Here is a 14,736-nt window from a genome sequence, read left to right as displayed (position 1 = left end):
AACGAATCTTGAAGGGGCGGACCCGCGACGGTCCGCCCCTTCGTCCGTTTCAGAGTCCGGCGGCGGCCGCCGTCGCGAGCAGCCGGTCGCGACAGAGCTCGTCGAAAACCGTCGTCGTCGGCATCGTGTCGACGACGCGGAGTGCGAGGTCGAAGAAGCGTCGCCGCTCGGCCGGCGTCAGCCGCAGGAACTCGCGATCACTGAGAAACGGGACCGGTAGGTATGCGAGCTCTACGAGCGGATCGCCGTCGTCGAAACGAACCTGCCATCGCACAGTAAGTATGCTCATCGTGGTGAAGCCTTTCCTAGAGGGGATTTCACGGAGGGGGTGGCCTGCACCGGCCACCCCCTCGTCACGTCGCCGCGGAGAGAACTCCCGCAGCGAGGTCCAGTGCGCACGCGGTCGCCAGTCGCTCGCCCTGATCGGCGGAGTCGTCGGCACCCGACAGCATCCTGTCGGCCAGCGATCGGATCTCGCTCGTGGACATCAGGCGACTCGCTCCCCAATCGCCGTCCGAATCGCGAAGCTCGACCCACGCCGCGCCGTCCGAGACCGATCGAGCGTCCGCGCTCAGCCGCATCAGTGGCCGAGGCAGTGCTGCGAGACAGGCCGCGCGCATTGCGGCGATCTGCTCGGGCGGGTATCCGCCCGCCTCCGCCTGACGCGCGAGCTGGATCTCTGCGCTCGCAAGCTCGAGCGCTATGCGCGTCATCGGAGAGCCGCCACTGCGTGATCGAGGGCCACGGCGGTAGCGAGTAGCTCGGGGCCGCGCTCTGGATCTCGATCGGCCATCGCCAACGCCGTGTCGGCCTGCGCACGGAGCGCATCGAGCGTCATCAGAACCGACGCGCCGTCGTCGCCGTCGCTATCGAGCAGCACGATTCGCGCACCGCCACCTTCCGTCCGCATCAGCCGCATCAGGGGACGCGGGAGGGCGGCGAGACAGGCCGCGCGCATGGCGGCGATCCGCTCGGCCGGATAGCCGGCGGCCTCCAAAAGTCGCGCGTGCCGGATCTCATCAGCGACATCCGTGTCGACTCGCACACGGTCGACCACCGTCGTCGCGCCGTCCTCCGTCACCGTCACGCCACGACGGATCAGAGAGACGGTCCCCGGCTCGGGGGAGTGCAGTTCGGCGGGCCGTGCATCTCCGAGGTCGACGGCGGCGACCGGTTGCGCGAGCGGGATCCGGATCATCGGGTCACCTCCCTGATCAGGCCGCCGTCCGCGCCGACCGGCACGCGGAGACGTCCGCCGATCCGCACTGTGGGGAGATCGCCGGCCTCGGCGAGCTGATACGCGCGGCGGGCGCCGACGGAAAAGAACTCGGCGCCCGCCTCGGGGACCCCTCGATATTTGACCGCCGCATCCTGGTCGCTGACGCGCGGTTCAGGAACCCTTCTGGGTACTCCCATCATTCCTCCATCTGAAATGCGTGAATGAAACGTTGTGAATCAATCAATACACACATTGGAAGGTGGTTGCAAGCGGCATTGGGGGACCGTCTATGCAGGTCAGAGTGGAGTTCAGGGACAATGTAAGTCATGGAAGATGATGTTGAAGTGGGGTCGCGTAGATAGAATTGTGTAAGATTCAATGCCTGATCTACGTGGACCGGCGGGAATGTCACCGCGTGGGTCGCTTCGTTATTCTTTTCGGCGCGGCGTTGTGGATCGTTGGCGCGGCTTGTGGTCACCTTCGAGATTGGTCAACTGATTTGATCGCCGCATGCGGCGAGGCGTTGCTGTAGGTGTTGCCGACCTTGCCGCGTGCGCTCCGCGTCGCCCGATCCGGACGTCTCGTCTGTCGTCCTCTGGCGACCACCCCCAAGTCAGTGGAGGGGGGTCTGTGCGTCCCGGCTGATCGCTAGTCCCGAGCGGCGGGCACTGGGCCGAATTCAGCGCATACAGCTGCTCGGCCCGCGCCCCGGGTCAGCCGGGGACACGTATCCCACACCGAGCCTCTGCTCAGCCGGGGGCGATTGCCCCTCTATGGTCCCCCAACGCGCGTGCGTACGGGGCAGATCGGTAGGTGAGTCAGAATCCCACAACTCGCGCTACACGTGCCGCTACGGCGATCGCTACGAGATGCCCCACGATCCCACACCCCATCCCACAGGACGGGGCACAGGAAGCGCTCCAGTGGCAGCTACAAGTAGGGCCACAGCTGGCGATACGCAGCGGCGAGCGATCCTACAGAGTGTGGGCGCCGGCACGGCATCGGTCCTGGCTCCCCGGTGACGGTCCCCTTGTACGCTCAGCGAGACAAATCGTCCGTCGGCGCGGGAGGCAGCACGGGTATGGGGTCGATCCACGAGGTGATGGAGGCGTTCCGACAGGCACCGTCGAACTCGGAGCGGGGCACAAGGTTCGAGAAGTTGATGGTCCGGTACTTCGAACTCGACCCGCTGTTGAGCCAGCAGTACGACGCGGTGTGGAGGTGGATCGACTGGCCGGGCCGGCAAGGCAAGCCAGACACTGGCATCGACTTGGTCGCCCGCGAACGCGACACCGGCGAGCACACGGCGATCCAGTGCAAGTTCTACGAGCCGACGCACACGCTTCGTAAGGAGGACATCGACTCCTTCTTCACCGCGTCGGGTAAGAACCCGTTCACGAACCGGATCATCATCTCGACGACGGACCGATGGGGAAAGAACGCCGAGGACGCGCTTGAGGACCAGACGATCCCGGTGCAGCGGATCGGCCTCGCAGAGATCGCGGACTCGCCGATCGACTGGGACGTCTCGCTCATTGACGGTGAGGTCGAGGTGGATCTCACCGAGGCTGTCCGACACGAGCCGCGCCCGCACCAGGCCGAGGCGATCGAGAAGGTCTTCGCTGGCTTCGGTGAGGGGCACGATCGCGGCAAGCTGATCATGGCCTGCGGCACCGGCAAGACGTTCACGGCGCTCAAGATTGCGGAGCGCACCGCAGCGGAGAACGGGGGCAGCGCCCGGATCCTGTTCGCGGTCCCGTCGATCTCTCTGCTCAGTCAGACCTTGAGGGAGTGGACCGCACAGACGCAGCTGGACCTGCGAGCGTTCGCGGTCTGCTCGGACACCAAGGTGTCTCGTGCGGCAGAGGACATCAGCAGCTACGACGTCGCTGTTCCGGTGACGACGAACGCTCCGAAACTGGCCGCGGAGATGGCGCACCGCAAGCGAGCGAAGGGCCTCACCGTCGTCTTCACGACTTACCAGTCGCTGCCCGTAGTTGCGCAGGCACAGGAAACCGGGGTCGACCCGTTCGATCTGGTGATCTGCGACGAGGCGCACCGCACCACCGGCGTGACGCTCGAAGGTGCCGATGAATCGAACTTCGTCCGCGTCCATGACGCTGACTACATCCACTCCGCGCGCCGTCTGTACATGACCGCGACACCGCGGATCTTCGACGAGACGGTCAAAACCAAGGCCGACGAGCACTCTGCCGAGATCACGTCGATGGACGACGAGGCCAAGTACGGGCCCGAGTTCCACCGTCTCTCCTTTGGCAACGCCGTTGACCGCGGCCTGCTCACCGACTACAAGGTCCTGGTGCTCACCGTCGACCAGGAGCTGGTCGCGCCCGCCATCCAGAAGCAGTTCGCCGGCCCCGACGGCGACCTGCGGCTCGACGACGCCACCAAGATCGTTGGTGCCTGGAACGGTCTTGCCAAGCGCGCTGGGCGCACACCCGACGGCACCGGATTCACGCCGGGCGAACCGCCCATGCGGCGCGCGGTCGCCTTCGCCAAGGACATCAAGGCCTCGCAGCAGGTCGCGACGATGTTCCCGCTCGTAGTCGACACCTACCGGGAGATGCTCACCGAGTCCATCGACGATGGCCAAGACATCAACACCACGAACCTCGATCTCGGTGTGCAGGTCCGGCACGTTGACGGCACGTACAACGCGCTCGAACGGAACCGGGAGCTGCAGTGGCTTAAGGCGCCGCTGCCCGAGAACGAGTGCCGCATCCTCACCAACGCCCGCTGTCTCTCCGAGGGCGTCGACGTCCCCGCGCTCGACGCGGTGATGTTCCTGCACCCCCGTAACAGCGTCGTCGACGTGGTGCAGTCCGTAGGTCGGGTAATGCGCAAGGCGCCGGGCAAGGACTACGGCTACATCATCCTCCCCGTCGCAGTACCGGCAGGCCTCGCGCCCGACCAGGCTCTCGCAGACAACCGCCGCTTCAAGGTCGTCTGGCAGGTCCTCAACGCCCTCCGCGCGCACGACGACCGGTTCAACGCGATGGTCAACTCCATCGCCTTGAACGCCGCGAACCCCGGCGCCGACACTGGGAAGGGATCGGACCAGCTCCTGGGCGGGCACATCGGTCCCACCAAGGAGAACCCAGAGAGCGTCGGCAATGGCGAGCCCAGCGGCACCAGCGGCGGTGGCGGTGGCAGCGACCCGGACGCGGCCACAGGTGTCGCTGATGAGGACGGCAGTGGCGGCGGGAACCTCGCCGAGCAGATGGCCCTGTTCTCGCTGTCCGAGTGGCAGGAGGCGATCTACACTCGGATCGTCGACAAGGTCGGAACCCGAACCTACTGGGAGGACTGGGCGCACGACGTCGCCGACATAGCCTCCGCCCTGATCACCCGCATCACGTCCCTACTCGACAGTGCAGATCCAGCGATCACGGCCGCATTCGCGAAATTCCACAAGGGCCTGCAGGACAACCTCAACGACTCGATCACGCGCGACGACGCGATCTCGATGCTCGCGCAGCACCTGATCACCGCGCCGGTCTTCGATGCCCTGTTTGCGGGCCATGAGTTCGCGGCACACAACCCGGTCTCCCGCACGATGCAGGCGATGGTGGACCAGCTCGGGGGCGCCGGCCTCGAGGCTGAGACCGAGCACCTCCAGGGCTTCTACGACTCCGTGCGCGTGCGCGCCACGGAGGTCGCCAACGCCGACGGTAAGCAGCAGGTCATCGCCGACCTATACGAGAAGTTCTTCAAGATCGGCTTCGCCAAGCAGGCGGACGCCCTCGGCATCGTGTACACCCCGGTCCAGATCGTCGACTTCATCCTCCGCGCCGCGGACCATGCCTCCCGAGAGTCGTTCGGCCGCGGGCTCACCGACGAGGGTGTGCACATCCTGGACCCGTTTACCGGGACCGGCACCTTCATGACCCGGTTGCTGCAGTCGGGGCTGGTCAAGCCAGAGGACCTGGCGAGGAAGTACGCCAGCGAGCTGCACGCTAACGAGATCATGCTCCTCGCGTACTACATCGCCGCAGTGAACATCGAGAGTACGTTCCACGCTCTGACCGTTACGGAGTACAGCCCGTTCGAAGGGATCGTGTTGACTGACACGTTCCAGATCACCGAAGTCGACGACTCCATGGACACGGAGATGTTCCCGCAGAACAACTCCCGCATTGTCAAACAGCTTGCCGCGCCGATCCACATCATCGTCGGCAACCCGCCTTACTCCGTAGGTCAAGACTCGGCGAACGATCTGAACGCTAACATGGCCTATCCGACGCTCGATGCAAGGATCGCCGACACCTACGCCAAGCGATCGACCGCGACGAACAAGAACAGCCTGTACGACTCATACCTACGCGCTTTCCGTTGGGCCACCGACCGCATTGGAGACCAGGGAGTCGTCGCGTTCGTCTCCAATGGTGGATGGATCGACGGGAACACCCACGACGGGGTGCGCCTGTCGTTCGCGGACGAATACAGCCGCATCTACGTCTACAACCTGCGCGGGAATCAGCGGACGTCTGGAGAACTGTCCCGCCGCGAGGGCGGCAAGGTGTTCGGCTCCGGTAGCCGCAACACCGTCGCCATCCTCATAGGCGTCAAGGACCCTTCGCATGCCGGGCCCTGTGACGTGCAGTATCGCGACATCGGCGACTACCTCACCCGCGAGCAGAAGCTCGACGTCGTTGCAGGCGGTGACCTGGACTCTGTGCCTTGGCAGGCAATCAGTCCCAACGAGCACGGCGACTGGGTCAACCAGCGCAGCGGCGAGTTCACATCGTGGCCTGCGATCGGCGAGAAGGGTAACGGGGTGCGAGTCTTCTCCACCTACTCGGGCGGCCTCAAGACGAACCGTGATGCGTGGTGCTGCAACTTCAGTCGCGACGCGGTCACAAACAACATCGAACGCATGATCTCCTTCTACAACTCGCAGGTCGGTGACTTCGATCTGTGGTGTGACAAGAATCAGGTCGCGAATCGTAAGGCTGCCGTCGACCGATTTATCAACTCCGATCCCCTTAGGATCTCGTGGTCAGGAAGCCTGAAAGCCCAACTCGCTCGCGGTGTGCGGCTGTCACTGCAGACCGGTGCCGTCGTTGAGGCCGGATACCGTCCTTTTCAGCGGCAATGGACCTACTTCGATGCGAGGCTCAACGAGCGTCGCTACCAGCTCCCGCTAATGTTCCCGTCTGATCGTCACGAGAACGTCGGCATCCTGCTTACGGGCCCGGCATCCCATTTCGACTTCACACCGCTGATGACGAACCTCCTTCCGAACCTCCACCTCCTCGATACCGGACAGTTCTTTCCCCGCTGGACGTACGAGCTGGCTGAGCCAGAGGACGGCACTCTTGATCTCGCAGGCGGTTCTGGGGAGATCGACGACTACGGCTACCGCCGCATCGACAACATCGCCGACGGTCTCCTCGACACGTACCAGGCCGCGGTCGGCGATCAGGTCACCAAGGACGACATCTTCTTCTATGTCTATGGCCTGCTTCACGATCCTGTCTACCGCCGGACCTACGCCGCGGATCTGAAGAAGATGCTGCCGCACATCCCCACTCCGGAGAGCGTCGAGCGGTTCGAGCAACTCGCAGTCGCCGGCCGGGCGCTTTCAGACCTCCACGTCGGGTACGAGGAAGTGGAGCCGTACCCGGTCGATGTGCAGCTCAAGCCAGGCGCGAATCCGGACGACCGCGAGACGTGGCGGGTCTCGAAGATGAAGTGGGCCAAGCGGAAGGATCCCGAGACCGGAAAGAGCGTCAACGACGTGACCACGCTGATGTACAGCCCGAAGGTCACCATCACCGGCATTCCGGAGGAAGCTGAGCGGTACATGCTCGGGTCCCGTTCGGCACTGGCCTGGATCATCGACCGATACCAGGTCAGGACCGACAAGGCGTCTGGGATCGTCAACGACCCGAACGACTGGTGCGACGAGCACGATGACGCGCGGTACATCGTTGACCTGATCGCGAAGGTCACCACGGTCGCGGTCGAGACGATGAAGATCGTCGACAGCTTGCGGGAGCAGTGACAGATCGCCATGAAGGTGTCGTTGCCGGAGAAGACCTTGGAGCACTGGGCGTCGCAGTACGTGACGCATCGCTACCGAACCCGTGCAGCGCTATGGTGGCCGACTGCTGGGCAAGATATTGAGGTTGGACGCTATCCCAATCGGTTGGGTAAGGCGATCCAGATCGAGCTCAAGACATGCAAGCACCACCGTACGAAGACGACCAACTACCAAATCGTGCAAATCGACCTTGGGCAGCTGTGTGACTACCTGAGGCGCCCACTGTGGGAACAGCCGTTCTACGCGTTCCCGCGGGCCGCTTGGGTTGGCGACCTTGAGGAGTACACACACCGTCACGGCGGGCCCGCCGTGACGGATCACGCGTACAGGCGAAGCGAGGAATGGTGGTTCGCTCACTGGCTCGTAGTCATGACAGCGCGAGATGTGGCGGCGGTCCTCGATGCCGAGGTTCGAGCTCAGCTTTCGAATCCTCCGCCTCGCGGTTCGTTTGCCCGTGGCCACCGGGTTGAATTGGTCCGCTACGAGGTCCACCACCGCCGGGGACTAGTGCGCACCTCGTGGCGAGATGGATCGAGTCCGACGTATCTTGGCTGGCGCGACTTTTGGTCGAAGCTTGAGACGTGCGGAACTTCGTCATGGCCGCAGGTGGTCTGGCTTCCGGAACCGCCACGCGAAGATTCAGCCCGTGGCATCGGACCCGGGGATGGAATCCCCTACAGCGAAGTGATGCCGTTGATCTGGGACGCCGTTTCGCCGACAGTCGTTGAGCCGAATCAGGGAACCGACGAGCGTATATCTTCGGTCAGGCCGGATGAGGATGACGCAGGTGCTCTGAATGACGTTGTTCCTTACGGCATCGGAGACGACGGAGTGTTCCGGCCTATTGCCACAAGGGAAGGAGTTCCCTCCACGTCGCCCGGAACCGACCGCCGTGTTGGAGTCGCGCTGGACTTCGAGCTGTTGTAGCGGCGTTCCGCCGCGATGGACGCACTGGCCGGTGTGGGCGGTGGTCACAAACGGTCGATTGTGACCGTCGCCAGTGCGACGGCCCGTCCGCGGGTCGAGCTCAGTCACAAACCTGTGTCAAAACGTCCGCATCCCAAGCGCGTTCAGAACTCGTGTTGTGGACATGTTCTGACACAATCGATGCGTGGACACAGACAGAGCTGCCGAGGCAGGGCGTCGGCTCGGGTACGCGCGAGTGTCGACCGATGGTCAGGACGAGGCGCTGCAGATCGCCGCGCTCGACCGAGCGGGAGTTGACGCGCTCTACGTCGACCATGGGGTGAGCGGGGCCGCAACGTCCCGGCCGCGGTTCGACGCGATGCTCGCCGATCTTCGGCCTGGCGACACCGTCATCGTCTACTCGCTCTCACGTCTCGGTCGCGGGATGAAGCACCTCGTCGAGCTCGGGGAGAGGTTCGCCGCGGAGGACATCGGCCTCGTATCACTCACTGAGTCGATTGACACGAGCACCGCGATGGGAAGATTCATGTACGCGATGCTCGCGGCACTCGCTGCCATGGAACGCGACCTTCTCCAAGAACGCACCCGTGCGGGACTTGAGGCTGCACGGGCGAAGGGCAGGTTCGGTGGGCGCCCCGCGAAGCTGACTGCTGATCAGCGACGTCACGTCGTGATGCTGTGCCGTGGAGGAGAACGTCCAGCAGAGGTAGCCGAGACTCTCGGTGTCAGTGAGTCCACCGTCCGTCGCGCGTTGCGGGAGGCTGCGTGACTGAGAACCTTGTTGTTGCTGCAATCGACGTTGGTAGCGTCCGGAACATCGGCTGGTGGCGAATCACTGGCTCGAATGCTGGTGGCGGGCGTGACCTGGACGAGCTCGTTGATCTGCTAGTGGCAGACCTCAACGCCGGCCGTCAGGTGGCGCTCGGAATCGAAGCTCCGGTTTATGTCCCTGCTCCTGTTGCTACTTCGGGCTTGGGACGCGCTCGTGTGGGGGAGGGGAACCGTGCTTGGTGTGCGAGCGCTGGGACCAGCGCGCTTGGGTTCGGGGTGCAGGAGACCAATTACGTGCTGCGGGCGATAGCACGGCACTCTGGTCGACCGGTGCGAGGGGGAATCGATGTCGACGGGTTCCTGGCGGGTGCGCTCGACCTGCTGGTCTGGGAGGCGCTCGTCACCGCTGGGGCGAAGGACCGGCTCGCGCCGGAGCCACACATCGCAGACGCACGCGTGGCCGCGGAGGAGTTCGCAACGCGCGTCGCGACCGGCCGCGTCGAATCCGATCTCGAAGGCGGAGAGGTCTTCAACCTTGCAGCGGCCGCGATCATTGCCGTGGGCATGAGTACGGAGACCTCCATGCTGCGCGCGCCTTGCGTAGTGGTTCGTCCTCCTGCTCTCGCGTAGAGCGGGAATGAGCACGAAATGAGCACACATTCGCGTCAACGCAGGTCATCAACCGTCACACGGCGTCAACAGAATCACCAGGCCGGGGTTGGTATTGCCGCCTTCACGTGGGGGTACGAAAGAGTTCGAGTCTCACCGGGGGCACCACATCGCCGCAGGTAGGCGGCTTGCCGGGCGGCTTCTGTGGCTCGAGTCTTCGCACCGTGATGCTCCGGCACGCCACGGAAGTGCGTGACGTAGACGCAATATGCGTCATTTGGACGTAGCTACGCTAGGATCCGATTGGTGAGCGATCCGCAAGCAATTGACAGCATTTCAGGCGGCTTTCCGATGAAAGTGGCTTCTTTTTCAGAAGATCGAAAGACGTTAACTGTCCGCGCTAAAAATGGGTTCTTTAGTATCCTCAAATGCACATCGGCGGTCCCTGACGAATATTTCGTGGGATGTATCATCTTAGCCAACGACACCGGATTCATCTTGGGCGAGTCGTGGATGTTTGACGACGTCGACGCAAATGAGTCGACGGTAGAGGTTGATCCGACAGCGGAGGTTCACCTTGAACCAGGCGACGGTGGTGAAACTGAAACTCGCGATCCCCGAAATCAGAAATCTGGGAACTTGGCCGTTGTCGTCACGGTCTCGTACGAGAGGCGCAGGATAGATGTGGTTTTCGCCGATGGCAAGTCGGGCTATACGACGACTGAAGGGCTTGACTTCGACTTGCAGCCAGGAGATGTCATCATGCTCGATGAACATGGTGGAATCTCGAAAGAAGATGAAATTCCTTGGCCTGAATCGATTAAGGTTGGTGTCGTGCGCGGTGTGTATCAAGACAAGGTGCTAGTCGATGACGGATTCAATTTTCACCTGATACCGAGTCGAGAATCAAACCCGGCAAATGTTGGGCATACGGTTGCGTTCAGTTCCGCTGTTGGGATTCGATCTGAACTCGAAGAGTTTCCCGTATTTCCCCGGAATAGTGTTGACGAATTTGACATCGAGCGGTATTGCTGGAAGGTTGACCCGGATCAGCGGTTGCGGTTCGAGGATTTCGGTGGATATCCCGAAGTTGTTGCGAGGGCGAGAGAGCTCATTGAGGTGCCGTTGCTCCATGCGGACAAACTAGACAGTATTAACGCCCGGCCGATTCGTGGAGTCTTGTTCACAGGGCCACCGGGCACGGGGAAGACCTACTTGGCCCGGATAATCGCAGATAGATCAGACGCGGCTTTCTATTCCATCAGTGGCCCAGAGATTGTCAGCAAGTGGGTTGGCGATAGCGAAGGCAACCTCCGGAAGATATTCGATGATGCCGCCTCCAAGGATCGCGCAATAATATTCTTCGACGAAATCGATAGTATTGCCGAAGAACGTACTGATAGCTCGCATGAGTCATCGAAGCGAGTGGTGGCACAGTTGCTGACGCTCATTGACGGATTCAGAGAGCATCGAAGCAAGATTCTGGTAATCGCTGCGACGAATCGTCCCGATGAAATAGACCAAGCGCTTCGCCGGCCAGGTCGATTCGATTGGAGTATAGAGTTCGGTATCCCGACTGAGTCCGATCGGAGGGACATTCTTCGTGTCTCCATGGAACGAGTTAGTTTCGTGGATCCTGGTGCGATTCCGGTCGCCGAATTGGCACGTAGAACTGATGGATGGTCGGCAGCTAAACTGACGTCGATTTGGACAGAAGCCGCTATCATAGCAGCCAATGATCAGCGAGGTGCGCTTCATGTCGAAGATGTCGTAGCGGCATACGAACGCATGAGTTGTCGTTAGAGGGAAGAGGGTATGGGGCGATGAGGCGAAACTATTTCGTTCGATCTTGGAGATGGTTAACGAGGTCCAGGTCGCGGGAGGCAAAGCACTCCCTGTTCACCGAGTTTATCTACCTCGACGAGATTAGCGTTGTCAGCTTGCTTGTATCTCGTGAGGGTGAGCTCACTGAGCAAATCCAAGAGGGTAGGGCATATGAGGAGTCTGCGGGGTCGGAACTTGGCGGTGGTATTGCATTGAAGGACTCACCTTCAATCAGCGCGAAGTCTAGTTTCCAATCAAAAAGTAGCCAAACGGTGCAGGCGACTCGCAAAGCAAATATTCAGTCGCAGTTCAGACGGCTAAAAGGGCAGGTTGCTGAAACTGGTCTTGTGTATCCTGCGAAACAGTCTCGAAAGCTGCGGAAAGTCGATGATCTTTTGAAGGACGGCGCAGTTTCACGACCGGTATCTTCCTTGAGCCGTGGAGATCTCTTAGAGCTAGACGTCCGTCTTGAAGCCGATGAATCCTATGCGACAAATTCGGTAATGAGGGAGATCGCCTCGCTGAGTGAGGACATACAGATTCCTGGCTTGGACTCGAGTGACCCGATGATATCTGAGCTGAAGTCGTACACTAAGCTGGTCGACCACTTCATGGCCGGCCTGGTTCCTATACGGTGTAAAGTAATAAATGTTCGACTGCTCGATCGTGAAGGTGAAAAGTATCTCGTCGAATCCGGCTGCGCTGACAGATTTGAACTTGAAACCTCCGAGGTGGAACTGGTGGCAGTGCTCGACAAAGAATGCTTTTGGAAAGATATTCGAAGGGTGCTGTTCTCGAGTGTCAAGGTAACTGTTCTCGGTCGGGTTGTAGTTGGGGGTGTTCGAGATTCTTGGACGCCGGTCAAGCTGTTGGATCTGTTTGCCGACACGGTTCCTGGCGGTGATCAAGTAGTTTCGGCGTTCTCGCAGCTGCGTTTCGGCGACATGACGGGAGGACGGAGTGAGGAAGATCGTGGCGCCAACGCTTTCGTCGTCGCTTTAGAGAAATATGTGGAGCTATGGAGTGCCGCTTCTGATGTTTCAATCTCGGAAGAAGACAGGGCTCTGATCGATCTCACGACTCTCGCTCTTGCCGGCGAGTGGCGGATCGCCGATTCAAGGCGCGAAGCATTCGGCGCTCTAGCGGCGTGTTTGTCGGACGCAGGGGTGACAATCGTTCCTGAGCAGGACGTTGAGGTTCGGCAGGCCGCTATTGATTTTGCAAAGATTTCGGTCTTTGGCGTTCCCGAGCGTGATGACAATGATGCTGACACGCCGAATAATCATGCTGGCGAAGCGGCTCAACTCTTGGAAGTTGATGTTATTGCGATATATTGGTAGACGGCGGATGGCCGATCGGCACAGTTCGAGATTGAGTACTAATGATATCCGCTAGTGAGCGATGAATGTGGTTCGCGAGATTTGGTGGGTGCCGCAGAATTCGTGGGTGAAGATCGATATGGGTACCACGCGTAGGCGCGCGAATCGAGAGCGAGCACCCTAGTTCGATCGGGCGGCGCATTCCGACGTCCCTCGAACCGGCGGAGTGAACGAGCTGGATACGACAGAACCGGCGACTGGGAACAATCCCAACTGACGTTCTAGTATTCAGGTCGCACTTGCCGAAGGTCAGCGCGACGTCGTCAGCGTCGAAGCCGAATGAGTTGTTAAGGGCGCGCTTGTGACTACCCTTGCGTGCCTTGTCGTGCAAAGCGTCGAGGTCCATCTTGGGATTGAAGTTCAGCGTCGGCGGGATGACGCCGTGGCGCTGTGACAGCCCGCCAGCGCAGCGCCGGGGGCGCTGACCGCGTCGATCGAGTAACCCAGTCCCCGTTGGGGGCGTAAATCGCTGGGCCGTTTCCGATATTGGTGGTCTTTGCCTCAGGGATTCCTTCGTGACGCGCGCGTTCGTGATGGAAGTCCGCAGTGGAGCGGGGGTGCGGAGTCCCGGCCGAGAGCGGGCAGAATCCGAGTGTTGCCCGGGGGCACAGCGAAGCTCTACCAGGCGATGTCGCTAACGCTCCACAGCGGCGTGTGCTCGGCGAGACTCTCCCGCGCGTTGTAGGTTTCACCGCTGTGGAATTCGTCCGGGAAGCGCAGCTTGGTCCGGTCCTCAATCGTCGGCAGGCTCATCTGATAGGCGCGGAACTCATCGAGTTCGAGGGCCTCGAGCCGGTCGAGGTTCCGGGTGAGCAGGAACCCTCGGGCCACGAGCTTCCCTCGTCGGCGAACGCGACGACCTTGAAGAACTCGCGGGGGAGCGCGACGCCCCGGTACGTGCGGTCGTCGTCGCCGAAGACGGGTCCGCCGACGGCGCTGACCCTGAGGTTATCCGCTTCGGCATCGGAGAGGAGCGCGTCCGTGGAGACGGGAGGGAAGGGGCATCCTTGGCCTTCTCGGTCGACGGTGCGGCGGGCTTCCGTTTGTTTCGGACATAGCTTCAACGGCAGGCGAAATCGCCGAAGCAGGCGGGGCGAGTGGGTGGGACGGTGGAGGCGGGGGGCATACGATTCGACGTACTCCTGGTGGGGCAACTCACGTAAGCGCTGCATCGTCTAATAGGTCGCGCCACGGATCCCGCGCTCATTGATCGGTCGAGTCATATCGATGGGGCGCCGAATCGGATCTCGGCCCCCCGCCAGCTCACGAGCGTGTGGATCGGGTCGAGTTGTTCGAGTCGCGACGTGTCAGCTTTCGCGGAGTCCTCTGAGGAATGCGGCGAGTACGGGGCGGATCGGCGCACCAGTGTCGACAGCTGTGCGATAGAAGGTCAGTGAGTCCGCAAGACGAATCAATGTGTCGACGTCACTGCTCGACGTGGGGAGCCCGGCGAGGTCCAGTGCGGACGAGATGACGGCATACCCAGTCCGGTGGACCTCAGACCCGGTCGTCAGTTTCGCGTGCAGTGTGGGCGAGTTGTGAAGTTCGAGGATCAATGCGTACCGCGCGCGCATGTCGTCGCGCCGGGAAGCGAGCGATTCGACGAGTGTCGTCAACAGCTCGGCAAGCTCGTCGATCGTGAGGTTGCCGCGATCGGCAAGGCGTGCCAACGACGCTGCGGTGTCATCGGAATCGGTAAGAGTCCGTTCGGCGAGCGTGTTCACGACCAGCGTCAAGAGCGCTTCGCGGGTCCGGGCCACACGGGACGTGGACCCTGGCGGCAACCCTGCGGCAGCGTCGACCGCGCGATGGGTCAGCGCTCGGACTCCCTCTCTGGCGAGGATTCGGATAGCGCTAGCGCTGATCACGTCCCGCCGGCTCGCGATCGCTGGCGAATCTCTGACTTCGTCGGCCACAGCATTCATGCTACAGGTGTAGCC

General features: G+C 61.7%; 10 protein-coding genes. 5 read left to right on the top strand and 5 right to left on the bottom strand.

The window, feature by feature from the left end; translation table 11 throughout:
• Positions 1-49: 49 nt before the first annotated feature.
• From BLW32_RS17475 to BLW32_RS17465, 3 genes are all read right to left on the bottom strand, one after another.
• Positions 50-346: a hypothetical protein gene (locus BLW32_RS17475; protein ID WP_139286239.1), complete on the bottom strand. Its 297-nt coding sequence runs from the start codon at positions 344-346 to the stop codon at positions 50-52.
• Between the two features lie 7 nt (positions 347-353).
• Positions 354-488 (bottom strand): hypothetical protein, encoded by a 135-nt coding sequence (locus tag BLW32_RS28370; protein WP_302847106.1) that lies wholly within the window; start codon positions 486-488, stop codon positions 354-356.
• 221 nt (positions 489-709) lie between these two features.
• A complete protein-coding gene (locus tag BLW32_RS17465) occupies positions 710-1,087 on the bottom strand; it encodes a hypothetical protein (protein WP_139286238.1) in 378 nt (125 codons plus the stop codon).
• A gap of 1,213 nt (positions 1,088-2,300) precedes the next feature.
• Here BLW32_RS17465 and BLW32_RS17455 point away from each other — a divergent pair.
• The 5 genes from BLW32_RS17455 to BLW32_RS27195 all read left to right on the top strand — a co-directional run bounded on the left by BLW32_RS17455 (position 2,301) and on the right by BLW32_RS27195 (position 12,757).
• Entirely contained in the window at positions 2,301-7,247 is a 4,947-nt protein-coding gene (locus tag BLW32_RS17455) for a DEAD/DEAH box helicase (protein WP_068739912.1), read from the top strand.
• A 1,150-nt stretch (positions 7,248-8,397) separates the two neighbouring features.
• On the top strand, positions 8,398-8,982 hold the full coding sequence (locus BLW32_RS17450; RefSeq protein ID WP_082791201.1) for a recombinase family protein: 585 nt from the start codon (positions 8,398-8,400) through the stop codon (positions 8,980-8,982).
• Complete coding sequence (locus BLW32_RS27200; protein WP_139286237.1) at positions 8,979-9,614, top strand: hypothetical protein; 636 nt, start codon at positions 8,979-8,981, stop codon at positions 9,612-9,614. Before BLW32_RS17450 ends, BLW32_RS27200 begins: the two co-directional genes overlap by 4 nt.
• A gap of 285 nt (positions 9,615-9,899) precedes the next feature.
• Positions 9,900-11,396: an ATP-binding protein gene (locus BLW32_RS26775; RefSeq protein WP_139286236.1), complete on the top strand. Its 1,497-nt coding sequence runs from the start codon at positions 9,900-9,902 to the stop codon at positions 11,394-11,396.
• A 20-nt stretch (positions 11,397-11,416) separates the two neighbouring features.
• Positions 11,417-12,757 (top strand): DUF6414 family protein, encoded by a 1,341-nt coding sequence (locus tag BLW32_RS27195; protein ID WP_437441751.1) that lies wholly within the window; start codon positions 11,417-11,419, stop codon positions 12,755-12,757.
• Between the two features lie 657 nt (positions 12,758-13,414).
• Here BLW32_RS27195 and BLW32_RS17435 read toward each other — a convergent pair.
• Positions 13,415-13,627 (bottom strand): hypothetical protein, encoded by a 213-nt coding sequence (locus tag BLW32_RS17435; protein WP_068739909.1) that lies wholly within the window; start codon positions 13,625-13,627, stop codon positions 13,415-13,417.
• A 476-nt stretch (positions 13,628-14,103) separates the two neighbouring features.
• Positions 14,104-14,712 carry a TetR/AcrR family transcriptional regulator gene (locus BLW32_RS17430; protein WP_231857299.1) on the bottom strand — a complete coding sequence of 203 codons (609 nt, stop codon included), beginning with the start codon at positions 14,710-14,712 and terminating at the stop codon, positions 14,104-14,106.
• Positions 14,713-14,736 lie beyond the last annotated feature (24 nt).

Source organism: Tsukamurella tyrosinosolvens (genome assembly GCF_900104775.1).
In the GTDB taxonomy this organism is placed as follows: domain Bacteria; phylum Actinomycetota; class Actinomycetes; order Mycobacteriales; family Mycobacteriaceae; genus Tsukamurella; species Tsukamurella tyrosinosolvens.
This window is presented reverse-complemented; position numbering and strand designations above follow the sequence as displayed.

Excerpts from the sequence above, each read along its gene's own strand:
- BLW32_RS28370 (WP_302847106.1), bottom strand. The coding sequence starts at position 488 with ATGTCCACGAGCGAGATCCGATCGCTGGCCGACAGGATGCTGTCGGGT.
- BLW32_RS17455 (WP_068739912.1), top strand. The coding sequence starts at position 2,301 with ATGGGGTCGATCCACGAGGTGATGGAGGCGTTCCGACAGGCACCGTCG.
- BLW32_RS27195 (WP_437441751.1), top strand. The coding sequence starts at position 11,417 with ATGAGGCGAAACTATTTCGTTCGATCTTGGAGATGGTTAACGAGGTCC.